At 65.5% G+C, this 22,721-nt stretch carries 22 protein-coding genes; 6 read left to right on the forward strand and 16 right to left on the reverse strand.

Annotation, left to right across the window (positions count from 1 at the left end; all coding sequences use genetic code 11):
• Nucleotide 1 precedes the first annotated feature (1 nt).
• The 11 genes from ybeY to murJ form a co-directional block, all read right to left on the reverse strand.
• Nucleotides 2-499: an rRNA maturation RNase YbeY gene (gene ybeY, locus ACVMB1_RS34745; protein ID WP_057015306.1), complete on the reverse strand. Its 498-nt coding sequence runs from the start codon at nucleotides 497-499 to the stop codon at nucleotides 2-4.
• A 68-nt stretch (nucleotides 500-567) separates the two neighbouring features.
• On the reverse strand, nucleotides 568-1,638 hold the full coding sequence (locus tag ACVMB1_RS34750) for a PhoH family protein (RefSeq protein WP_077231173.1): 1,071 nt from the start codon (nucleotides 1,636-1,638) through the stop codon (nucleotides 568-570).
• 5 nt (nucleotides 1,639-1,643) lie between these two features.
• Nucleotides 1,644-3,032: a tRNA (N6-isopentenyl adenosine(37)-C2)-methylthiotransferase MiaB gene (gene miaB, locus ACVMB1_RS34755; protein WP_057015307.1), complete on the reverse strand. Its 1,389-nt coding sequence runs from the start codon at nucleotides 3,030-3,032 to the stop codon at nucleotides 1,644-1,646.
• A 204-nt stretch (nucleotides 3,033-3,236) separates the two neighbouring features.
• Complete coding sequence (locus tag ACVMB1_RS34760) at nucleotides 3,237-3,917, reverse strand: HAD family hydrolase (protein ID WP_057015308.1); 681 nt, start codon at nucleotides 3,915-3,917, stop codon at nucleotides 3,237-3,239.
• A gap of 5 nt (nucleotides 3,918-3,922) precedes the next feature.
• Nucleotides 3,923-4,375, reverse strand: a complete 453-nt coding sequence (locus ACVMB1_RS34765; RefSeq protein WP_016840396.1) for a Fur family transcriptional regulator — start codon at nucleotides 4,373-4,375, stop codon at nucleotides 3,923-3,925.
• 77 nt (nucleotides 4,376-4,452) lie between these two features.
• On the reverse strand, nucleotides 4,453-4,938 hold the full coding sequence (rimI, locus tag ACVMB1_RS34770; protein ID WP_057015309.1) for a ribosomal protein S18-alanine N-acetyltransferase: 486 nt from the start codon (nucleotides 4,936-4,938) through the stop codon (nucleotides 4,453-4,455).
• The gene (tsaB, locus tag ACVMB1_RS34775) at nucleotides 4,935-5,630 is read right to left on the reverse strand and encodes a tRNA (adenosine(37)-N6)-threonylcarbamoyltransferase complex dimerization subunit type 1 TsaB (RefSeq protein WP_076824509.1); all 696 of its coding nucleotides are present in this window, start codon (nucleotides 5,628-5,630) and stop codon (nucleotides 4,935-4,937) included. The genes rimI and tsaB overlap by 4 nt, the downstream gene beginning before the upstream one ends.
• A gap of 88 nt (nucleotides 5,631-5,718) precedes the next feature.
• Entirely contained in the window at nucleotides 5,719-6,288 is a 570-nt protein-coding gene (locus ACVMB1_RS34780) for a NifU family protein (RefSeq protein WP_076824745.1), read from the reverse strand.
• A gap of 201 nt (nucleotides 6,289-6,489) precedes the next feature.
• Nucleotides 6,490-6,984, reverse strand: a complete 495-nt coding sequence (locus tag ACVMB1_RS34785) for a universal stress protein (RefSeq protein WP_028335525.1) — start codon at nucleotides 6,982-6,984, stop codon at nucleotides 6,490-6,492.
• Between the two features lie 88 nt (nucleotides 6,985-7,072).
• Nucleotides 7,073-8,125 carry a tryptophan--tRNA ligase gene (gene trpS, locus ACVMB1_RS34790; protein ID WP_076824511.1) on the reverse strand — a complete coding sequence of 351 codons (1,053 nt, stop codon included), beginning with the start codon at nucleotides 8,123-8,125 and terminating at the stop codon, nucleotides 7,073-7,075.
• A gap of 65 nt (nucleotides 8,126-8,190) precedes the next feature.
• Nucleotides 8,191-9,729 carry a murein biosynthesis integral membrane protein MurJ gene (gene murJ / locus ACVMB1_RS34795; protein ID WP_076824513.1) on the reverse strand — a complete coding sequence of 513 codons (1,539 nt, stop codon included), beginning with the start codon at nucleotides 9,727-9,729 and terminating at the stop codon, nucleotides 8,191-8,193.
• 244 nt (nucleotides 9,730-9,973) lie between these two features.
• Here murJ and ACVMB1_RS34800 point away from each other — a divergent pair, with 244 nt between their 5' ends.
• Nucleotides 9,974-10,975 (forward strand): adenosine kinase, encoded by a 1,002-nt coding sequence (locus tag ACVMB1_RS34800; RefSeq protein ID WP_076824515.1) that lies wholly within the window; start codon nucleotides 9,974-9,976, stop codon nucleotides 10,973-10,975.
• A gap of 170 nt (nucleotides 10,976-11,145) precedes the next feature.
• Here the strand turns inward: ACVMB1_RS34800 and ACVMB1_RS34805 are convergent, their stop codons facing one another.
• On the reverse strand, nucleotides 11,146-12,885 hold the full coding sequence (locus ACVMB1_RS34805) for an AMP-binding protein (RefSeq protein WP_076824517.1): 1,740 nt from the start codon (nucleotides 12,883-12,885) through the stop codon (nucleotides 11,146-11,148).
• Between the two features lie 289 nt (nucleotides 12,886-13,174).
• A complete protein-coding gene (locus ACVMB1_RS34810; RefSeq protein ID WP_076824518.1) occupies nucleotides 13,175-14,368 on the reverse strand; it encodes a serine hydrolase domain-containing protein in 1,194 nt (397 codons plus the stop codon).
• Nucleotides 14,369-14,713: 345 nt separating this feature from the next.
• On the opposite strand from ACVMB1_RS34810, the gene ACVMB1_RS34815 reads away from it, so the two are divergent.
• From ACVMB1_RS34815 to ACVMB1_RS34825, 3 genes are all read left to right on the forward strand, one after another.
• Entirely contained in the window at nucleotides 14,714-15,037 is a 324-nt protein-coding gene (locus ACVMB1_RS34815; RefSeq protein ID WP_057015316.1) for a hypothetical protein, read from the forward strand.
• A gap of 241 nt (nucleotides 15,038-15,278) precedes the next feature.
• Nucleotides 15,279-16,775: an NAD-dependent succinate-semialdehyde dehydrogenase gene (locus ACVMB1_RS34820; RefSeq protein WP_076824520.1), complete on the forward strand. Its 1,497-nt coding sequence runs from the start codon at nucleotides 15,279-15,281 to the stop codon at nucleotides 16,773-16,775.
• A 109-nt stretch (nucleotides 16,776-16,884) separates the two neighbouring features.
• Entirely contained in the window at nucleotides 16,885-17,346 is a 462-nt protein-coding gene (locus ACVMB1_RS34825) for an FAD-binding oxidoreductase/lyase (RefSeq protein ID WP_057015318.1), read from the forward strand.
• A 201-nt stretch (nucleotides 17,347-17,547) separates the two neighbouring features.
• Here the strand turns inward: ACVMB1_RS34825 and ACVMB1_RS34830 are convergent, their stop codons facing one another.
• From ACVMB1_RS34830 to ACVMB1_RS34840, 3 genes are all read right to left on the reverse strand, one after another.
• On the reverse strand, nucleotides 17,548-18,354 hold the full coding sequence (locus tag ACVMB1_RS34830; RefSeq protein WP_076824522.1) for a crotonase/enoyl-CoA hydratase family protein: 807 nt from the start codon (nucleotides 18,352-18,354) through the stop codon (nucleotides 17,548-17,550).
• A 261-nt stretch (nucleotides 18,355-18,615) separates the two neighbouring features.
• The gene (locus tag ACVMB1_RS34835) at nucleotides 18,616-19,530 is read right to left on the reverse strand and encodes a phosphoribosylaminoimidazolesuccinocarboxamide synthase (protein ID WP_076824524.1); all 915 of its coding nucleotides are present in this window, start codon (nucleotides 19,528-19,530) and stop codon (nucleotides 18,616-18,618) included.
• Between the two features lie 97 nt (nucleotides 19,531-19,627).
• The gene (locus ACVMB1_RS34840; RefSeq protein ID WP_028335539.1) at nucleotides 19,628-20,545 is read right to left on the reverse strand and encodes a pirin family protein; all 918 of its coding nucleotides are present in this window, start codon (nucleotides 20,543-20,545) and stop codon (nucleotides 19,628-19,630) included.
• A 293-nt stretch (nucleotides 20,546-20,838) separates the two neighbouring features.
• On the opposite strand from ACVMB1_RS34840, the gene ACVMB1_RS34845 reads away from it, so the two are divergent.
• Both ACVMB1_RS34845 and ACVMB1_RS34850 read left to right on the forward strand, forming a co-directional pair.
• On the forward strand, nucleotides 20,839-21,414 hold the full coding sequence (locus tag ACVMB1_RS34845; RefSeq protein WP_076824527.1) for a GNAT family N-acetyltransferase: 576 nt from the start codon (nucleotides 20,839-20,841) through the stop codon (nucleotides 21,412-21,414).
• 31 nt (nucleotides 21,415-21,445) lie between these two features.
• The gene (locus ACVMB1_RS34850; protein WP_076824528.1) at nucleotides 21,446-22,519 is read left to right on the forward strand and encodes a helix-turn-helix domain-containing protein; all 1,074 of its coding nucleotides are present in this window, start codon (nucleotides 21,446-21,448) and stop codon (nucleotides 22,517-22,519) included.
• Nucleotides 22,520-22,721 lie beyond the last annotated feature (202 nt).

Genomic DNA, 22,721 nt, shown 5'->3' on the forward strand with positions numbered 1-22,721 from the left:
GTCAGGCGGTCCGATCCGCATAGGGGTCGGGAATGCCGAGGGAAGAGAGGACCTCGCGCTCGAGCGCCTCCATGTCCTCGGCATCGTCATCGTTCTCGTGGTCGTAACCGATCAGGTGCAGGAAGCCATGCACCGCGAGATGGCTCAAATGATGGTCGAACGGTTTCCCTTCTTCATCGGCTTCCCGCCGAGTCGTCTCATAGGCGATCGCGATATCGCCGAGCATGCGCGGGGCATCGTCGGGTCCGCCGGCGCCTTCGGGCTGCAGCGCCGGGAACGACAGCACGTTGGTCGGCTTGTCGATGCTGCGCCAGTTGGCGTTCAGCGTGCGGATACCGGCATCGTCGGTCAGCATCACCGCAAGCTCGGCGTCGGCGACATCGGCATCGGCGATTTCAGCGGCAGCCTCGATGGCGCGGTGGATCACCGCGTCGGCATTGGGCTCGGCCTGCCAGCATTCGGCGGTGACGAGAACCTCGGTGGCAGGAAAAGCGGACACGTTGGTTTCAAAATCTGCGTTATGGCCGGATCCCGCATCGTGCGGGCTCGCGGCCGAAGCTATTGGTCTCAAGATCTGGCGTTTGCCGGCTTTTGCGGCAATCCCTCATAGGCGGCCACGATGCGCGCCACCAATTCATGGCGGATGACGTCCTCGGCCTTGAAATGCACCTGGGCGATGCCCTCGACGCCGTCGAGCAGCTTCACGGCTTCCGTGAGGCCCGAGGCCTGGCCATGCGGCAGGTCGACCTGCGACGGGTCGCCGGTGACGATCATCCGGCTGTTCTCGCCGAGACGCGTCAGGAACATCTTCATCTGCATCGTCGTGGTGTTCTGCGCCTCGTCGAGGATGATGGCGGCATTGGTCAGGGTGCGGCCGCGCATGAAGGCGAGCGGGGCGATCTCGATCTCGTTGCCCTGCAGCGCGCGCTCGACGACGCGGGCGTCCATCAGATCGTACAGCGCGTCATAGATCGGGCGCAGATACGGATCGACCTTCTCCTTGAGGTCGCCGGGCAGGAAGCCGAGCCGCTCGCCGGCCTCGACAGCGGGCCGCGTCAGGATGATGCGATCGACCTCCTTGCGCTCGAACAGCTGCGCGGCATGGGCTACCGCGAGCCAGGTCTTGCCGGTGCCGGCCGGGCCGATGCCGAACACCAGCTCATGCCGCTTCAGGGCGCGGATGTAGGAATCCTGCGCCGCGGTGCGGGCGCGCACCGGACGCTTGCGCAGATTGATGGTCTCGAAGGTCGGCTTGGCGGTCTTGTTGTCGAATTCGAACAGCGAGCCCTGTGCGATCACGGCGCGGATCGCGCCTTCGACCTCGCCCTGATCGAGGTCGTGTCCTTCGACGGCCTGCGCGTAGAGCGTCTCCAGCACGCGCCGCGCCGCGTCGCAGCCGTCGCGGGAGCCTGCGATGGTGAGATGATTGCCGCGGGAATCGACCACGACGCCGAGCCGCCGCTCGATCAGCGCCAGATTCTGTCCGTAGGGGCCGACCAGCGCGGATGCCGCGCGGTTGTCGTCGAAATCGATGACGACCTGAGTTTCAGGGGGCCGGGTCTCAGGTGGCATTTGCATGTCGCGGTCAGGTTTGCGGCTGGGAGCGAGCGAAGACGAATCCGATGCGCTTTTGGGCAAGGATTTCAGGCTCCAATGGTCTGCGAAATGAGGCCGGGCACGGGTCGCGTCGCGAGCTCGCCGATCAGGCTGTAGCGCTCGAGGCTGTCGATCCTCACCGGGAGGACCTGGCCGATGATGTCGGGCGATGCCATCACATGGGCGGGCTGCAGATAGGCGGTGCGGCCGACGATCTGGCCCGGATTGCGCGCGGCGCGCTCGAACAGCACATCGACCGTTGTGCCAATCGCAGCCCGGTTGAAGGCCGATTGCTGGCTGTCGATCAATTCCTGAAGCCGCCCCAAGCGCTCGTCCATCTCGGCTGCTGACACTGTCTCCCGCATCTCCGCCGCCGGCGTGCCCGGCCGTGGCGAATACTTGAATGAATACGCCGCAGCGTACCCGATTTGCGTGACAAGCGCGAGGGTGGCTGAAAATTCTTCCGCGGTCTCTCCGGGGAAGCCCACGATAAAATCTGATGAAAAAGCAATGTCTTGCCGCGCGGCGCGGAACCGGTCGATGACGCGCCGGTAGTCATCGGCGGTATGTTTGCGGTTCATGGCGGCAAGGATCCGGTCCGCCCCGGATTGCACCGGCAGGTGCACGAACGGCATCAGTTCGGGCAAATCGCGATGTGCCGCAATCAGGGCGTCGTCGACGTCGCGCGGATGGCTGGTCGAATAGCGCAGCCGCATGACGCCGGGAATTGTGGCCAGCCGCTGCAACAATTTGCCGAGCGGCCAGACGCGGCCGTCGGGACCTTCGCCGTGATAGGCGTTGACGTTCTGTCCGATCAGCGTGAATTCGCGCACGCCATTGTCGGCGAGCTGCTTCACATCGTCGATGATCCTGGCGACCGGACGCGAGACTTCCGCGCCGCGCGTGTAGGGCACCACGCAGAAGGTGCAGAACTTGTCGCAACCTTCCTGCACCGTGACGAAGGCGGAGATGCCGCGGGCGCGGATCGCATCCGGCTTCGGCTGCGGCAGGAAGCCGAACTTGTCCTCGACCGGGAATTCCGTTTCCAGCGCGCGGCCGTTTGCCTTGGCGCGCTTCAACAGCTCGGGCAGATGATGATAGCTCTGCGGCCCGACCACGATGTCGACGGTCGGCGCGCGATGGATGATCTCTGCGCCTTCGGCCTGCGCGACGCAGCCGGCGACCGCGATCTTCATCTCGCGGCCCGCCCGCGCGGCCTCGTCCTTGGCGACGCGCAGCCGCCCGAGCTCGGAATAGACTTTCTCCGACGCCTTCTCGCGAATGTGGCAAGTGTTGAGGATGACGAGGTCGGCGTCTTCGGCGCTCGCGGTCTCGACAAAGCCCTCGCCGGCCAGCGTGTCCGCCATGCGTTGCGCATCGTAGACATTCATCTGGCAGCCATAGGACTTGATGTGCAGCTTGCGCGGCGTCGTCATGGAACCCTGAGAGTGAAAAATGGAAACGGCGCCATCGGGGCGCCGAGGCTGAAATATAGCTTAAACCGGGGAAAATCCAGCGGTCTGGACGTCATTCCGGGGCGATGCGTCAGCATCGAACCTCAGGTGCGCAATTGCGCACCGGGGAATCTCGAGATTCCGGGTTCGCTCCCTTCGGTCGCGCCCCGGAATGACCTCGCAGGGTCAGTCAGCGCTCGCCGTGGCCCCCACCCGGGCGATCAAATCGGGCAATTTCCGCATATCGGCGAAGGTGACGGCCGCGCCGGCCTGGCGCAGCATCCCCTCATGTTCCGCCGTGCAGTGGCTGCCGCCGTAAAAACCGAGCACGGTCATCCCGGCGGCGCGGGCGCCGGTGACGCCGGCTACGCTGTCCTCGATCACGACGCAACGCGCGGGGGTGGCGCCCATCTGCGCCGCCGCGAACAGGAATAGATCGGGCGCCGGCTTGCCGCGCTTGACCTGGGTGGCGGAGAAAATATGCGGCGCGAGCTGGTCGTAGAGCCCGGCGCAGGTCAAGCCGTGATGGATCTTTTCCGGCGTGCCGCTCGACGCCACGCATTTCGGTAAGCCGAGCGCGGCGATCGCCTCGCCTACATGCGCGATCGCGCTGAGATCGTCGGCATAGAAGCTCAGCGTCGCGTGCTTGACCTCGGCCTCGAAGGTCTCGGGCAGCGCGCGGCCGATCTCGCTCTCGACGATCCGCCGCGCCTCGCGGTCGGACACGCCGAGGAAGCGCTTCAGCACGCCGTCGGGTGTAATCGGAAAGCCGTGCCGCGTCAGCGTCTCCGCATGCGCGCGACAGGAGATCACCTCGCTGTCGACCAGCACGCCGTCGCAATCGAAGATGACGAGGTCGAAACTCACCCGGCTTACGACTTGCTGTCTTCGTCGAGCGGGACGCAATACAGCTCGAGACGGTGATCGACCAGCTTGTAGCCGAGCTTGCGCGCGATCTCGGCCTGCAGCTTCTCGATTTCCTCGGAGGTGAACTCGATCACCTTGCCGTCGCGCAGATTGATCAGGTGGTCGTGATGGCTCTCGGGCATCTGCTCGTAGCGCGCGCGGCCCTCGCGGAAGTCGTGGCGCTCGATGATGCCGGCATCCTCGAACAGCTTGACGGTGCGATAGACGGTCGAGATCGATATCTTGTCGTCGACCGCCACGCAGCGGCGGTAGAGCTCCTCGACGTCAGGGTGATCCATGGCCTCCGCCAGCACGCGTGCGATCACACGGCGCTGTTCGGTCATGCGCATGCCGGTCGCGGCGCAGCGCGCCTCGATGCCGGTATTCTTCTGCGCAGGCGTGATTTTCACCGTCGTCATGGGTCCTTGGCAGGTCCTTGGCCAGTCCTTGAGCCTTGGATGGCAGAGCAGGGCGCTGTTCTGCCATCGCGCCGATGTTACGACAAGTCGCGCCGCATCAGAAGCGCGTTCAAATGTTCCCCGCCGGGCTGCTTGTAGTAGCGTTCGCGGCGGCCGATCACGCCGAATCCGGCCTTTTCATAGAGCCGTCGCGCCGGCTGATTGTTCTCTTCCACCTCGAGGAAGATGGTGCGGATGCCGCGGCCGGCAAGATGGCCGAGATGGGTCAGCAGCAGGTCGCGCGACAGGCCGCGGCCGCGCTGATTGGAATCGATCGCAATCGACAGAATTTCGGCTTCGTCCGCTGCCATCCGTGAGACGGCAAAGCCGATCACCTTGCGTCCCTGCCGCAGCCGGTGCACCAGCGTGTTGCGCTCGGTCAGCATCGCCTCGAATTCGCCTTCGCCCCAGCCGCGATGAAACGACGCGCCGTGCAATTGCGCGAGTCGCGCCGCATCGCGCAGCGATGCGGGCTCGACCGCGGGCGGACCGCCGCCCCACCATCGTGACAGCCAGCCGATCATGTCGATCGCGGCGTGCTGATCTCGAGCCGGTCCTTCGGCGGCTTGGCGTCGGGCGCACGCAGATAGAACGGTCGCGGCGGCGCGGTTTCAGGATCCACAGCCGCGCCGATCCAGGCGACCCAGGTAATATCGGGCGCGGGCTGCCGGTCGACCTTGACCGGCGGGGCGGCGTCGGCGGGCCAGCGCTCGGCGAGGATATTGGCGGCGTTGCCGACCAGATGCAGCGCGCCGTGTTGGGAGGCCTCGAGCGCTTCCGCGATCGGCGCCACCTTCGGCTTGATGATCGGACTGCCGTCGCCGCCGACCAGCTGGAAATAGACGTGATCATGCCGCGCATCGATCGCCGACAGGATCGCAGCCGCGCCATTCTCGGCGACGACAGGCGCAGCGTAGGCGGCGAGCGTCGACAGTCCGACCACCGGCTTTTCTGCGGCCAGCGCCAGGCCGCGCGCCGCCGAGAGGCCGACGCGCAGGCCCGTGAAACTGCCGGGGCCGGTGATGACGGCGATGCGGTCGAGCCCGGCGAAGCCGATGCCGCTCTCCTTCATCACCCGAGCGATCAGCGGCATCAGCGCCTCGGCATGGCCGCGCTGCATCGCCTGCGATTCAATGGCGATTGTATTGCCGGAGGTGGTGTCGAGCACCGCCGCGGAGCAGGCGTCGAGCGCCGTATCGATGGCGAGAATCATCATGGGAGGGCGAATAGCGAATAGGGAATGGCGAACAGGGGTCTTGCGGAGAATGCTATTCGCGATTCGCCACTCGCCATTCGCCGCTCCATCACATCGGCCGGACTTCCTGCACGTCGGGCACGAAGTGCCGGAGCAGGTTCTGGATGCCGTGTTGCAGGGTTGCGGTCGATGACGGGCAGCCGGCGCAGGAGCCCTTCATGTTGAGGTAGACGATGCCGTCCTTGAAGCCGCGGAAGGTGATGTCGCCGCCGTCATTGGCAACCGCGGGACGCACGCGGGTCTCGATCAGGTCCTTGATCTGCTCGACCGTCTCGGCGTCGGCCTCGTCGAAGAACTCGTCCTCCTCATCGCGGGCGTCGTCGCTGCCGGCGGTGCCGTCGGCGAGCAGCGGCGCGCCGGACATGTAGTGCTCCATGATCGCGCCGAGGATCGCGGGTTTGAGGTGCTGCCAGTCGCCGTCCGCCTTGGTCACGGTGATGAAGTCGCCGCCGTAGAACACGCCGGTGACGCCGGATACGGCGAACAGCCGTTCGGCGAGCGGCGAGCGCGCGGCGGACTCGGGCGAGGAAAATTCCATCGTCCCGCTGTCGAGCACCGTGCGGCCCGGAATGAATTTCAGCGTGGCGGGATTCGGCGTGGCTTCGGTCTGAATGAACATCTGCTGTCTCCGGCGTCGCCGGTTCAAGGCCGGCGCGTTGGGTTCCATTATAGCGTTTTCGAGCGAAGTGACACCGGTTCGCGAAGAAAACGCGTCAAATCAAGGAGTCAGATGGCAACTAAAAAGCCCGCGATCAAGCCGCAAAACCGCGGTTCCAGGCGCATACCCATGCCCGGAAGCGGGTCCGGCGCCGGTAACGCGTTAGGACAGGGCGTCGATCTCGGCGTCGGTCAGGCCGCCCGGCACGATGGTCACCGGGATCGGGAATGCCCCCATGGTCTTGGCCATGGTGGTGATGATCGGCCCGGGCCCCTCGGCGCCCGGGTTGGCGGCCAGCACCAGCGCTGCAATATCGACGTCCTTGTCGATCACGTCGAGGATCTGTTCGATCGGGTCGCCCTCTCGAATCACCCGCTCCGGGGTGATCGCGGCGATGCCGTTGGCGCGGCCGGCGGCGCGGTCGAGCGCCTCGTTGGCGGCCTCCTCCGCCTCCGCGCGCATGATGTCGGCGACCCCGAGCCATTGCTGGTTCTGGTCCTCGGTCTCGATCACCCGCAGCATCACGACGCCGCCGCCGACCCGGATCGCCCACCGGCTGGCGTAGTAGACCGCGCGGTCCCATTCCGCAGTGTCGTCAACGATGACGAGGCATTTCGGCTTGTGACCTGACTCGTAGCTGCGTCGCTGGGTGGTCATGCATGTCCCGGTGCTGAACCAAACCAACCCATGGTGCCATACTCCCTCGCCGTTTGGGAGAGGGAGCGCGCAGTTCCTGCCTCGCGCGTCAGCGCGGGCGGATGAAGCCGACGATGTCCTTGGTGATGCGCATGGTCTCGTCGGCGATGCCGCGGGCGCGGTTGGCGCCGTCGGCGAGGACCGCGTCGACATGGCCGGGATCGGCGACCAGCTTCTTCATCTCGGAGGCGATCGGCGCCAGTTTCGCGACGCAAACCTCGACCAGCGCGTTCTTGAAGCTGGAGAACTGCCCGCCGCCGAACTGCGTCAGCACCTCCTGCTTGGAGATGCCGGCCAGCGCCGCGTAGATGCCGACCAGGTTGTCGGCCTCGGGGCGGGTTTCCAGACCCTTCTCCTCGGACGGCAGCGGCTCCGGATCGGTCTTCGCCTTGCGGATCTTCTGCGCGATGGTGTCGGCGTCGTCGGTGAGGTTGATGCGCGAATTGTCCGACGCATCCGACTTCGACATCTTCTTGGTGCCGTCGCGCAGGCTCATCACCCGCGTCGCCGGCCCCGTGATCAGCGGCTCGGGCTGCGGGAAGAACAGGCCGTCGGCGAAACCATGACCACGAATTGAATCAGCGAAATCGTTGTTGAACTTCTGCGCGATGTCGCGGGAGAGCTCCAGATGCTGCTTCTGGTCCTCGCCGACCGGCACATGGGTCGCGCGGTAGAGCAGGATGTCGGCGGCCATCAGCACCGGATAGTCGTAGAGGCCGACCGAGGCGTTCTCGCGGTCCTTGCCTGCCTTCTCCTTGAACTGCGTCATGCGGTTCAGCCAGCCGATCCGCGCGACGCAGTTGAAGATCCAGGTCAGCTCGGCATGGCCGGCGATCTGGCTCTGGTTGAACACGATGTGCTTCTTGGCATCGATGCCGGCGGCGATGAAGGCCGCGGTGACCTCGCGGGTGTTGCGGGCGAGCTCGGCCGGGCCGCCCCAGACCTCGACGCCCTGCGTGATCGCATGCATGTCGACGACGCAATAGATGCAGTTGTGGGTCTGCTGCATCTTCACGAAGTTGACGATGGCGCCGAGGTAGTTGCCGAGGTGCAGATTGCCCGTCGGCTGGACGCCTGAGAAAACCCGTTCAACGAACGCCATGGTCTAATTCCCGGAAATGGCTAGTTTTGCCGCGTCGTTTGCCACTTAAGCTCCGCGCGCGCAAGTCAGGCGGGGCGCCTTTGCCTGACGGCGTTAACCGCCTCGCGCCAGCCGGTGACGCCGAAAAGCTGCAAGAACAGCCCGTAAGCGGCGATACCTGCCGCGATCAGCACGAGCAGGGAGGCTGCTTGCACGAAACCGTGGCTACCGGCCGACGGCAGCCCGCCCTCCGCGAACCAGAGCAGGGCGCCCATCGCGAGCGCCGCGGCCAGGATGCGCGGCAGCCGGCGGCGCGCATCGGCATCGATCGAGAAGCCGAAGGTCGCGGCCCCCTTGCGGATCAGTGCCAGCGCGTTGCTCCAGGCGCCGAGCGCGATGCCTGCGGCAATTCCGCTCGCACCGAAAATCTGCCCGAGCAGAAAGGCCGCCGCGATCGTCACCACGATACCCTTCAGCGTCGCGAGCAGCGGCGTCAGCGTGTCCTCGCGCGCGAAGAATGCCGGCGACAGCGCCTTCACCAGCACATGCGCCGGCAAGGCCAGCGTCAGCCAGATCAAGGCTTGCGCGGTTGCCGCGCTATCCTGGGCGGTGAACGCGCCGTGCTCGAACAGCATCCGCACGATCGGTTCGCTCAGCACCATCAGGCCGAGCGTCGCCGGCAGCGCCAGCCCGACCGCGAGCTCGAGGGCACGTGATTCCGCATGCGCGATTGCGCTGGATTCGCCGCTGCGCACGGCGCGCGTCATCTCCGGGATCAGCACGGTGCCCATGGCGACGCCGACAATGCCGAGCGGCAGCTCGAGCAGGCGGTTGGCGAAATAGAGCCAGGACACCGCCGACGGCGAGGTCGATGCGATCACCGCGCCTGCCACCATCAGCCATTGCGGCGCGCTACTCGCGACCATGCCGGGGATCGCGCGGCCGAGAAAGCCGCGCATGTCAGGATCGAAGGACACGCGGAGCGGCGAGGCGAGCCTTGCGCCGCGCAGCGCCAGCATCGACAGTTGCAGGAAGCCGGCGACGCCGATCGTTGCCGCCATGACAATCGCGGCCTGCGCCGGCTCCTGCTGCCGCACCAGCAGCACGGCCATCACCGATATCAGCGCGATGTTGAACAACAGCGGCGAGAACGCGGTCAGCGCGAAACGTCCCTGGGCGCTGAGCAGCGCCATCATCACGGTGACCGGGCCGGCGAAGGCGAGATAGGGCAGCATCAGCCTTGCATCGTCGACGGCGAATTGCAGCGTGTCGCGGCCGACAAAACCCGGCGCGATCGCCGCGATCACCAGCGGCATCAGCAGGCCGATGACGAGCGCGGATGCGATCACCGCGGCGCTGACGGTGCCGAGCACGCGGCCGGCAAAGGCGGTTGCCGCCTCCAAGCCGCCGGCATCGCGTGCCTTCAGCCAGGCCGGCACCAGGGCGGCATTCAGTCCGCCCTCGGACAACAGCCGTCGCACAACATTCACAAGCTGGAATGCCGCCAGGAAGGCATCCGCCACCGGTCCCGCGCCCAGCAGCGCCGCGATCGCGGAATCGCGCACGAAGCCGAGCAGTCGCGAGGCCAGCGTTCCCGAGGAGACCGTGAGGAAGGAGCGGAACATGAGGCTTGTATAGCAGTAGCAGGTATAGCTTCCAGTGGTGCCGTCTTAAACCCGTCATCCTGAGATGCGAGCGAAGCGAGCCTCGAAGGATGAATCGGCCAGAGCCGGGCCGTTCATCCTTCGAGACGCGCTGCGCGCTCCTCAGGATGACGGGGAACAGGCAGGTTCAGCTTCGCTTGCTGCCCCGAGGCGTAACGTGATAGGCCGCCACTCTTGTTGGGTGGCGTTAACACAGGGCAGGTCTATGGCTGATGCAAAATACGACGTTCTTGGGATCGGTAACGCGATCTTCGACGTGCTGGTGCAGACCGACGAGGGGTTCCTTGCCCGTCACGGCATGACCAAGGGCTCGATGCAACTGATCGACGAGGCGCGCGCCACCGCGATCTACGGCGACATGGGCGTGGCGACCGAGATGTCGGGCGGCTCGGCTGCCAACACCATCGTCGGCGTCGGCAGTCTCGGTGCCCGCGCCGCCTATGTCGGCAAGGTCAAGGACGACCAGATCGGCAAGCTTTACGTCCATGATATCCGCGCCGCCGGCGTGGCGTTCGACACCGCGCCGGCCAGGACCGGACCGGCCACCGGCTGCTCCTACATCCTGGTGACGCCGGACGGCGAGCGCACCATGAACACCTATCTCGGGGCCGCGCAGGATCTGACGCCGGACGATATCGATCCGAACCAGATCGCAGCCGCCAGCATCATCTATCTCGAGGGCTATCTCTGGGATCCGAAGAACGCCAAGGACGCGTTCGTGAAGGCGGCTGACATCGCGCATGGCGCGGGCCGCCAGGTCGCGCTGACGCTGTCGGATTCGTTCTGCGTCGATCGCTACCGCGACGAGTTCGTCGATCTGATGCGCAAGGGCGTGGTGGATCTGGTATTCGCCAACGAGTCCGAGCTGCACTCGCTGTACCAGACCTCGGATTTCGACACCGCGCTGAAGCAGTTCGGCAAGGACACCAAGCTCGGCGTCGTCACGCGCAGCGAGAAGGGCTGCGTCGTGATATCAGGCGACAGCGTCGTCTCGGCGCCCGCCTCGCCGATCGACAGGCTGGTCGACACCACCGGCGCCGGCGATCTGTTCGCCGCCGGTTTCCTCGTCGGTCTCGTGCGCAATGTCGGCCATGAGAATGCCGGTCGGCTCGGCGCGCTCGCCGCCGCCGAGGTGATCCAGCACATCGGCGCCCGGCCGCTGGTGTCGCTGCAGGATCTGGCGAAGCAGCAGGGGCTGCTGGTTTAAGGGCGCCGCTCTTTCTCGCCTCGCCCCGCCTGCGGGGAGAGGCCGGATCGCATCGCAAGATGCGATCCGGGTGAGGGGGAGTCTCCGCGTACTCATCTTCATCCAGTTTGCGGAGGCGGCCCCTCACCCCGACCCTCTCCCCGCAAGAGCGGGGCGAGGGAGAAGAGAGATCACGCCGTCTTCGCCGCCTTGAGCCCGAGCCGCTGTTCGACCGCGTCGCGCATCACGAACTTCTGGATTTTCCCCGTCACCGTCATCGGGAATTCCTCGACGAACTCGACATAGCGCGGGATCTTGTTGTGGGCGATCTGGCCATGGCAGAAGGCGCGGACCTCGTCGGCGGTGAGCGTTTCACCCTGCCTGATCCTGACCCAGGCGCACAGCTCCTCGCCATAGCGCTCGTCGGCGACGCCGAAGATCTGCACGTCCTGGATCTTCGGATGGCGGTAGAGGAATTCCTCGATCTCCCTCGGATAGAGGTTCTCGCCGCCGCGGATCACCATGTCCTTGATGCGGCCGACGATGTTGCAGTAGCCCTCGTCGTCGATCACGGCGAGATCGCCGGTGTGCATCCAGCCATTGGCGTCGAGCACGTCTGATGTCTTCTCCTTCTCGTCCCAATAGCCGAGCATGATGCTGTAGCCGCGGGTGCAGAGCTCGCCGCGTTCGCCGCGCGGCACCACCTTGCCGTCGAGATCGACGACCTTGACCTCGACATGCGGATGGATGCGACCGACGGTCGAGACGCGGCGCTCCAAGGGATCGTCGGTCGCGCTCTGGAAACTCACCGGGCTGGTTTCGGTCATCCCATAGGCGATCGTCACCTCGCGCATGTTCATCTCGGTGTTGACGCGCTTCATCACCTCGATCGGGCAGGGCGCGCCGGCCATGATGCCGGTGCGCAGCGACGACAAATCGAAGCGCGCGAAGTCGGGATGGTCGAGCTCGGCGATGAACATGGTCGGCACGCCGTACAGCGTCGTGCATCTCTCCTGCGCGACCGTGGTCAGCGTCGCCAGCGGATCAAAACCTTCGCCGGGATAGACCATGGTGGTGCCGAGCGTGACCGAGGCGAGGTTGCCCATCACCATGCCGAAGCAGTGATAGAGCGGCACCGGAATGCAGATGCGGTCCGCTTCGGTCAGCCGCATGGCGAGGCCGGTGAAGTAGCCGTTGTTGAGGATGTTGTGATGGGTCAGCGTCACGCCCTTGGGCGAGCCGGTGGTGCCGCTCGTAAATTGAATATTGACCGGATCGTCGAATTGCAGGCTCTCGCCGAGCGCCGCAAGCTGCTCGCGATGGCGATCGCCGCCCATCTGCGATACCGCATCGAACAGAATGGTGCCCGGCGCCGCCGGTCCGCCGATCTGGATCACGGCGCGCAGTTGCGGCAGCCGCGCCGAGCGCAGATGGCCGGGCTCGGAGCTCGCGAGCTCGGGCAGCAGCGTGTTCAGCATCTCCATATAGGCCGAGGTCTTGAATGCGGTCGCCGTCACGATCGCGGCGCAGCCGACCTTGCCGAGTGCGAATTCCAGCTCGCTGAGGCGATAGGCCGGATTGATGGTGACGAGGATCAGTCCGGCTTTCGCGGCGGCGAATTGCGTTAGCGTCCATTCCGGCCGGTTCAGCGACCAGATCCCGATCCGCTCGCCGCGTTGCAGCCCGAGCGCGATGAAGCCCGCCGCCAAGGCATCGACGCGCTCGGCGAACTCGTTCCAGGTCCAGCGCACATTGTGGCTGGGCGAGACCAGCGCCTCGCGCGTGCCCCAGCGCGCCCGTGCGCGGTCGAGGCTGCGGCCGATGGTTTCACCGAGCAGCGGCGTATCGGAAATGCCGCAGACATAGCTGTCTGCCTTGCTGTCTCCCTTGGGTGTGGGTGCCAAGCTCGTCCTCCTCGTGGTCGTGTTCATGTCGTCACGCTTTTTGCGCGATCTTAGTCGTTTGGCGCCGATGGGACAGGCCCGACCTATGGCGGGTATGGTTTTCGATTGTGGCGGCGACGGGTTCCGCTTCACCTCGCCCCGCGTGCGGGGAGAGGTCGGATCGCATCGAAGATGCGATCCGGGTGAGGGGGAGTCTCTGCGAGTCCAATTGCGACCGTCTGCGCGGAAGCAGCCCCTCACCCCAACCCTCTCCCCGTAAGAACGGGGAGAGGGAGAGGAGTCCCGTCACGGTTGGTACGACTTATCTCATCGAGCCTTACGCCGCCCTTTGCCCGCTGCCGGCGTCGAGCCCGGCATAGATGCCCTTCTCGAAGCCTGCGAAGGCTTCCAGGCCGTGCTTGTCGGCGAACGGCAACAGCTGGGTCAGGATCACGCCGCAGACGTCGCGCGACGGATCGATCCAGTAATAGGTGTTGGCAAGGCCCGCCCAGGCGAGGCTGCCGGCGCTGCGGCCTTCCGGCGTCTTGGCGGTGTTGATGAGGAAGCTCAAGCCCCATTTCTTGACGATGTCGGGATAGAGATCGACATCGTTGGTGTACATCGGCAAGGCCGTCGTCATCTTGCCGACGGTGAGCTCGCCGATGTGATTCTGCCCCATGGTCGCGACCGTCTCGGCCTTCAGCACCTGATTGCCGTTGCCTTTGCCCTTGTTGAGGATCATCTGGCAGAACTTGATGTAGTCGGCCGCGGTCGAATACAGGCCGCCGCCACCCATGTGGAATTCAGGATTCTGCTCGAGCTCGAACGGGATTGCCGCCAGCGTGCCGTCCTCGCCGCGGGCATGCATGCCGACCAGCCGCTTGCGCATGTCGTCGGAGATCTTGAAGGCGGTGTCGCTCATGCCGAGCGGCGCGAACATATTGTCGCGCAGATAGGCATCGAGCTTCTTGCCGGATGCGGCCTCCACTGCCTTGCCGACAAAGTCGATATTGGTGCCGTATTCCCAGCGCGTGCCGGGATCGGTCATAATCGGCGTCTTCAGCGCGGCATTCAGGCAGGTGATGATGCCGGGCGTGCCGGTCTTTTCCAGATATTTGCCGAGGTTGCCGTCCCACATGTCGTAGGCGAAGCCGGCGGTGTGGGTCATGAGCTGGCGCAGCGTGATCGGCTTTTTCGCCGGCCGCAGCTGCGGTTCGCCCTTGGCGTCGAAGCCGTCGAGCACCTGCACCGCGGCGAGATCGGGCAACAGCTTGCCGATCGGCTCATCGAGCGAGAGCTTGCCCTGCTCGACGAGCTGCATCGCGCCCGCCGAAGTCACCGCCTTGGTCATCGAGGCGATCCAGAACACGCTGTCCGCCGTCATGGGATCGCTCTTGGAGAGGTCGCGCTTGCCGAACGCGCCTTCATAAATCACGTCCTTGCCGGTGGCCGCGATGGCGACCACGCCGGGAATTTCCTTTGCCTCGCTTTTCTGGCGCAATACCTGATCGATCTGAGCCTTGCTCTGCATTGGGGGCTTCCTCCGGTGGGGTTTATTGTTTTGAAGTGGGCGGATCATCCTCCCGCTTTTCCGCTCCCGCAAGGCGGGCGCGATGCGACGACGTCGCGATGTCGTGAAGGCCGGCCGCTAGGAACGGCCTTGGTCGGGAGGCGTTCACCACGCGCGCAGATTTTGCAGGGGACTTCGAGCAAGTCCCGGTGACCTTCGCGGGTGGCCACGGTAACGTGATCAAGGAATGATTTTCGTAACTGATTATTTGCATTAACGCATTCAGATCGCTGCACAAACGGTGCGGCGGATTGGACCGGATTTGACGAAAAGATTCGTCATTTCCCGCCTTGCGGGGGCGCAGCAATGATTTCGACATGGAGTGAATGGAAGCGCTATCCGCGGCCGGGCCGCGGCGAGAATATCGAAGCGCCGATCAGCCCAGGTCTCTACGAAGTCCGCTACGCAGGTACCGGCGCACTGCACTCGTTCGAGGCCGTCGCGAATGTTGCGCGGGCGCTGGCGCTGCTGCAGACCGGCGCCAAATCCTGGTTCGGCCGCCGCGATGCGCGGGCGCAGGCCGACCTCGAATACCGGACCTGCGCGACCTCGACCAAGGCGGACGCCAAGGCCGCGGCCGAGCGCATGATCGGGCGTCGTGAAACCTATATGTCCGGCGGCGCGGTCTGATCAGAGCCGTCATTCCGGGGCGATGCGCAGCATCGAACCCTCAGGTGCGCAACTGCGCACCGAGAATCTCAAGATTCCGAGTTCGGCTCTTAGAGCCGCCCCGGAATGACAACCCTCCAACAATCGCGCCGCGTTTGCGTCCAAGCAGGGTCGCGCCCGGCGCCGGTGCATCGCAGCGGCTTTCCGCCTATATAGGCGGCGAACACCCCCAAGAAATTCCAGAAATGACAGGAGTAACGCCATGACCCCGCCCGTCGCCGCACGCGCCACCCAATCCGCAGCATCCTCCCTGCAGAGCCGCCTGAAGGACCCCTCGCTGCTGCGCGACCGCTGCTATATCGATGGCGCCTGGGTCGGCAGCCCCGAATTCGCCGTCAACAATCCGGCGACCGGCGTCGAGCTGATCAAGATCCCGCAGCTGAGCGCCGATGACGCGACCAAGGCCGTCGAGGCCGCCGAGCGCGCGTTTCCGGCCTGGGCCAAGCTGACCGCGAAACAGCGCTCCAACATCCTGCGCAAGTGGTTTGATCTGATCATCGCCAACCGCGAGGACCTTGCGCTGATCCTGACCTCCGAGCAGGGCAAGCCGCTGGCGGAAGCGCTCGGCGAGGTCGATATCGGCGCCGCCTATGTCGAATTCTTCGCGGAAGAGGCGCGTCGCGTCTATGGCGAGACGATCCCGACCCAGCGTCCGGACGCGCGTCTGCTCGCGATCCGGCAGCCGATCGGTGTCTGCGGCGCCATCACCCCATGGAATTTCCCGAACTCGATGATCACCCGCAAAGTCTCGCCGGCGCTGGCGGCCGGTTGCACCGTGGTGCTGAAGCCCGCCAACGAGACGCCGCTGTCCGCGCTCGCGCTCGTTGCGCTGGCCGAGAAGGCCGGCGTGCCGAAGGGCGTGTTCAACATCATCACCGGTGATGCGCCGCCGATCGGCAAGGTGCTGTGCGAGCATCCGGCGGTGCGCTTCGTCGGCTTCACCGGCTCGACCGAGGTCGGCAAGATCCTGTACCGGCAGGCGTCGGTCGGCGTGAAGAAGCTCGGCCTCGAGCTCGGCGGCAACGCGCCGTTCGTGGTGTTCGACGACGCCGATATCGATGCCGCCGTCGAAGGCGCCGTCGTCTCGAAGTATCGCAACATGGGCCAGACCTGCGTCTGCGCCAACCGTCTCTATGCCCAGGACAAGATCTACGACGCGTTCGTCGCGAAGCTGTCGAAGAAGGTCGCGGAGATGAAGATCGGCGACGGCACGGAGCAGGGCGTGACGCAGGGGCCGCTGATCAACATGGAAGCGATCGAGAAGGTCGAACGGCACATTGCCGATGCGGTGAAGGGCGGCGCCAAGATCGTCACCGGCGGCAAGCGTTCGTCGCTCGGCCGCAGCTTCTTCGAGCCCACGGTGCTGTCGGATGTGCGGCCGGACGCGCTGGTCTCGCACGAAGAGACCTTTGGCCCGCTCGCGCCGGTGATCCGTTTCAAGGACGAGGCCGACGTGATCGCGATGTGCAACGCCTCGCCGTTCGGCCTTGCCTCCTACTTCTATTCGCGCGACATCGGCCGCGTCTGGCGCGTCGCCGAGGCGCTGGAGTCGGGCATGGTCGGCGTCAACTCCGGCCTGATCACGACCGAAGTGGCGCCGTTCGGCGGCGTCAAGGAATCGGGCCTCGGCCGCGAAGGCTCGCGCCACGGCATGGAGGAATATGTCGAGATCAAATACGTGATGATGGCCGGCGTCTGATCGCCGTCATTACCTTTGAGAGTGTAGCGAGATTAGGCCGTATCGTGACGGCAACTGCCGCTGCGCACCCTCTCCCCGTTCTTGCGGGGAGACGGTTGGGGTGGGGGGCATGCCGGGCAGCATCCATTGCCGGCCCGACGGCGGCGATCACGGCGAGTGGATCAAGCTCGGCTGGGCGTTCAACGCGGAACAGATCACCGAGCCGGTTCGCGAGCCGGAACTGAATCCCTATTTCCCCGAAGTCGTGCTGCGCGCGGCGAGCCGGCTGCAGCCAAAGCTCGCGCACTATCTCGGCGCGCTGCCGCGCGACCGCGTGCATTACGGCGGCTACTATCCGATGACGAGAGAGAATTGGCCACTGATCGGGGCGGCGAAGACGCCAAGCGTGTTCCTCGCCACCGCGCTGTCGGGCTACGGCACGATGGGCGCCCGCGCCACCGGCGACCTCTGCGCCCGCGCTGTGGTCGGCGCGCCCGTGCCAGTCTTCGCCCGCAGCCTTTCGCTCGCGCGCTATGACGACAAGGCGCTGATGGGTCAGCTTGCGGCGAGCGAAAGCCGCGGGTCGCTGTAGTTCTCGCCTTCGTAGCCCGAATGAAGCGAAGCGAAATCCGGAGTCTCTCCGCATTACCTTCCCCTGAAATGGGGAGGTCGCTTTGCTCGTCAGAGCAAGCGGGTGGGGATCAGCTCTCTCCGCATACGGCATCGCCTGCGGCTCACCCCATCCCGACCTTCCCCCTTTCAGGAAAAGGAGAAGGCTAGCGAGACGTAATCTTCAGCCGTGGCCGCTCTCAGTGCCGAAGGCGCCGTGACGGCCGACGCCGGAGGCAAAGCGCGCCGCGCCCGACAGCGTTTCGCCTGACGCTATCACGTCGAGCCCGCCGCGCATCTCGTTCCTGATCGCCTCTTCCTCGTCGAGGTCCCACTGCCGCAGCGCCGACAGCCGGTCGGCGCGCATGCATTTCTGCGGGAATCTCGCGATGTCCTTGGCGAGCGCAATGGCGTGGGCGCGGGCCTCACCCTTCGGCACCAATCGGTTCGCGAGTCCCATGCGGTGGGCTTCGGGCCCGGCAACCGGGCGTCCGGTCAGGATCATGTCGATGGCCTGCGAATGGCCGATCAGTCGCGGCAGGCGGATGGTGCCGAGATCGATCAGCGGCACGCCGAAGCGGCGGCAGAACACGCCGAAGGTTGCGTCCTCGGCCACGACGCGCATGTCGGCCCACAGCGCGAGCTCCATGCCGCCGGCGACCGCAAAGCCTTCGATCGCGGCGACCACCGGCTTCGACAACCGCACCCGGCTCGGTCCCATCGGCGCGATCGTGTCGTGGCCGCCGACCTCGCGCTTCTTCTCGGGATCGCCCGCCGCCACCGCCTTCAAATCGGCGCCGGCGCAGAAATAGCCGCCGGTGCCGGTGAACACCGCGACGGATGCGCTCGCATCCGCATCGAAGGCGAGAAACGCGTCATACAGCTTGCGCGCGGTGGCGCCATCGACGGCGTTGCGGTTGTGCGGACGGTTGATCGAGATGATGGTGACAGGACCGTCGCGCTCGACGAGCACGGTATCGGCATCGGACATGGGGCGCTCCCTGGGCTGTTCTTGTTGTGCCCGGAGAGTGGCATCAGAGGTGAGTTCGTTGCAATCCCACGACAGACAGCGCAATTCCGCAGGGTGGGCAAAAGCGAAGCGTGCACCGCTCATTCCCCGTCATCCCGAGGTGCGAGCGGAGCCAGCCTCGAAGGATGAATCGGCCACCAGCCGGGCCGTCGACCCTTCGAGACGGCCGCGTTGCGGCCTCCTCAGGGTGACGGTGAAAGAGCGAACGCGCCGACGGTGCAGCTAAACCTTCAGCTCGCTTCCCGTCACGCGGCGATACGCTTCCAGATACCGCTTGCTCGTCGCATCCACCACGCTCGCTGGCAGCGGCGGAGCGGGCGCATCGCCGTTCCAGCGGCCGGCGCGGCGCTCGACGTCGAGATAGTCGCGCAGTGGCTGCTTGTCGAAGCTCGGCTGCGGCTGGCCGGGCTTGTAGGCATCGACCGCCCAGAAGCGCGACGAATCCGGCGTCATCACCTCGTCGATCAGGATGATGCGGCCGTCCTTGTCGCGGCCGAACTCGAACTTGGTGTCGGCGATGATGATGCCGCGGGCGCGGCTGGTCTGCTCGCCGTAGCCATAGACGTCGCGCGCCATCTTCTCCAGCGTCGCGGCGACGTCGGCACCGACGATCTCGCGCACCCGCTTAACCGTGATGTTCTCGTCATGGCCGGCCTCGGCCTTGGTCGCCGGGCTGAAGATCGCGGGTTCGAGCTTCTGGCTCTCGACCAGGCCGGCCGACAGCTTCTCGCCGGCAAGCGTGCCCTCGGCCGCGTATTCCTTCCAGGCCGAGCCGGACATGTAGCCGCGGATCACGCATTCGATCGGAAACACCGTGGTGCGCTTGCACAGCATCGCGCGGCCGAGGATGTCGGCGCGATGGTCCTTCAGTTCAGGCACCGCGCGGATGATCTCGTCGGCATCGGCGCTGATCATGTGATGCGGTACGGTGCCCTCGAGCTGCCGGAACCACCAGGCGCTGATCTGGGTCAGCACCGCGCCCTTCATCGGTATGGTTTCCGCCATCACCACGTCGAATGCCGAGATGCGATCGGTGGTCAGCAGCAGCACACGATCGTCGCCGACGGCGTAGATATCGCGCACCTTGCCGCGGCCGATCCGGGGCAGGGGCAAATCGCTGGATAGCATCGCGGTCATGGCGTGATCTTTCTAGGTGGCTTTTCAAAATAGGTGGTTTGCAAAGACGAGCGCCCGCACGCGGCCGTGCGGGCTCGAGATTATCACAGGAATTAGCTCACTCCGGCAGCGGAATGAACTCGTGTTCGTGCGGAACCTGCGCGAAACGGCCGGTTTTCCAGTCCTGTTTGGCCTGCTCGATCCGCTCCTTGGATGACGAGACGAAATTCCACCAGATATGGCGCGGCCCCTCCAGGGCGTCGCCGCCGAGGAACATCATGCGGGTCGGCCGCAGCGTCTTGACGGTGATGCGGTCGCCGGGCCGGAAGATCAGGAGCCGCGGCCCCTCGTGGCGGTCGCCCGCGATCTCGACCTCGCCGTCGACGAGGTAGATCGCGCGTTCCTCGTGATCGGGGTCGAGCGGCACCGAGGTGCCGGCCTTCGCGGTCACCTCGGTGTAGAACCAGGGCGAGACCATGCTGACCGGCGAGGTGATGCCGAACGCCGAGCCCGCGATGATGCGCGCGGTGAAGTCGCGCTCGGAGATCATCGGCAGGTCGCCCGCGCCATAGTGCTGGAACGACGGCGCGATCTCCTCCTTGCCGGCAGGCAGCGCGATCCAGCTTTGCAGGCCCAGCATCTTCTGGCCGTCGCGGCGCTGCACGTCGGGCGTGCGCTCGGAATGCGCGATGCCGCGGCCCGCGGTCATCAGGTTCATCGCGCCGGGCTGGATCTCCTGGATGTTGCCCTCGCTGTCGCGGTGCATGATGCTGCCGTCGAACAGATAGGTGACGGTGGCGAGCCCGATATGCGGATGCGGCCGCACGTCCATGCCCTTGCCGGCGAGATACTGCACCGGCCCGAAATGGTCGAAGAAGATGAAGGGTCCCACCATCTGGCGCTTGCCGTGCGGCAGCGCGCGGCGCACCGCAAAGCCGTCACCGAGATCGCGGGTGCGCGGCACGATGATCAGATCCAGCGCGTCGCAGGTCTTTGGATCGCCGAGTTCGGGATCGGTCGAGGGCTGCCAGCTCATGTCGGACTCCTTACAGTAGTGTAGCGATGATACTCTTTTGCCGTGATCATACTCTCTATCCGTCGTCCCGGCCAAGCCAACGGGTCGGCGCGAAGCGCCGCCCGATGACAGGCTCCGCGCGAGCCGGGGCCCATAACCACCGATGCTAGTCTTGCGAAGGCCGCGGCCCCAGCTTTCGCTAGCAACACACATCGGTGGTTATGGGTCCCTGCTTTCGCAGGGACGACGAATTACTTGTGGCTTGCACCTGCTCTCGATGGCAGCAAGTTCAAACTTAGAAACCGGAGACAGTCATGGTTTCTCTGATCAAGCCAGGCGCAAGACTGCTGCAGGTCGATGGTCCCGTGATCGAGACCGCGCGGCTCATCCTGCGGCCGTGGCGCGCATCCGATGTCGCTGAGAACACGAAAATGCTGTCCGATCCCGAGACGGCGCGCTTCATCACGCCGGATCATCAGCCGGTCACGTCGGCGCTGAAGGGCTGGCGCAATGCCGCCGTCATCTCGGGCCACTGGGCGCTATACGGCTTCGGCATGTTCGCGGTGGAGGAGAAATCTTCCAGCCGCTACATCGGCCGCGTCGGCCCGTATTATCCGCCGGAATGGCCCGGCTTCGAGGTCGGCTGGGGCATCGCCAAAGAGCATCGCGGCAAGGGCTATGCGGTGGAAGCGGCGCGTGCCGCGATCGACTTTGTGTTCGCGAACTTCACGGTCGACCGCATTATCCATTGCATCGATCCGGCCAACGCAGCTTCCCAGGCCGTGGCGCGGCGGCTAGGTGCCGTGAATGAGGGGCCGGGCAAGCTCGAGGGCGATGTGGTCGATATCTGGGTGACGTCGCGCCAGCGCTGGCAGCGTGAGCCATCTTGAAAAAGCATGTCCGACCGACGATTGTTCGGCGATGACATCGGCTGCTTCAGATTGGGCCGCACTTGAACTCTGCCTGCGCAGCGCCAGCGTGGCGCTGCTGCTGGTGCTTGCCGCCTTGCTGCTCACTGACTTTCGCAAGGCGCTTTCCGGGCGCCTTGCGGCCGCCTTCGCGCTCGGTTCGGCCGCGCATGCGGTGACCGCCTCGATCGGTGCCGGGCCGCCGGTCTCGGACTGGCATGCGCCACTGATCGCGCTCTCGACCGGCGATATCGTGGTGTTCTGGCTGTTCACGCGCGCGCTGTTCGATGACGCGTTTCAGCTGCGCTGGTGGCACGGCCTGATCTGGGCCGCGGTCGTGGCCTACAGCTTCGTCAGTTGCATGTGGATTGCACCCGCCGGTCACGCGCGGATCGCGATCATCATGGTCAATTCGCTCACGCTCGTCTTCGTTGCGCTCGCGGTGGCGCAAACCATCGGATCGTGGTCGGCGGACCTGGTCGAGCGCCGCCGACGTGTCCGCGTCTTCATCGTCGCCGCCTCTGCGCTGTACGGCGGAATGAACGCGCTGCTGCAGATTGCCTATGCCGGCAGCCGCGTGACCGTGGAATGGGCCAACCTGGTGAACGCGGCCGTGCTCACCGCCATCGTGGCCGCAATCACCTGGGCGATGGTGCGCGTCGACGGCGCCGACCTGTTCACGGTGCCGGCGGAGGCCGTCGTGCCGACGAAGCCGGCCGCGGCCGAGGAGGCGGCCGACCGCAAGCTGGTCGATGCCCTGATGCGGCTGATGGCGGACGAGCGGATCTACCGCCATGACAACGTCACCATCGGCGCGCTGGCGACCCGGTTGAAAATCCCTGAATATCGTCTCCGACGGCTGATCAACCAGCGGCTCGGCTACCGCAACTTCAATGTCTTCTTGAACAACCACCGGATCGAGGAGGCCAAGGCGGCGCTCGCCGATCCTTCCCAGGCCGAAGTCCCGGTCATCACCATCGCCATGGACGCCGGCTTCCAGTCGCTCGGCCCCTTCAACCGCGCCTTCAAGGCGACCACTGGCGTGACGCCGACGGAGTACCGGAAGCTGAAGGCAAGCGCGGTGTAGATGTCCTGCTTGCGGCGGATACCGCTGCACCCTCTCCCCTTGTGGGAGAAGGTGGATTCGATGCGGTAGCATCGAAGCCGGCTGAGGGGTTTGTCTCCTCGGATAGAGAGAGACCCCTCATCCGTCGCGGACTTCGTCCGCGCCACCTTCTCCCACAAGGGGAGGAGGTAAGAGGCGTCGCGATTACAGGCCCTTGTAATCG

This window comes from Bradyrhizobium sp. USDA 4504, from assembly GCF_054063995.1.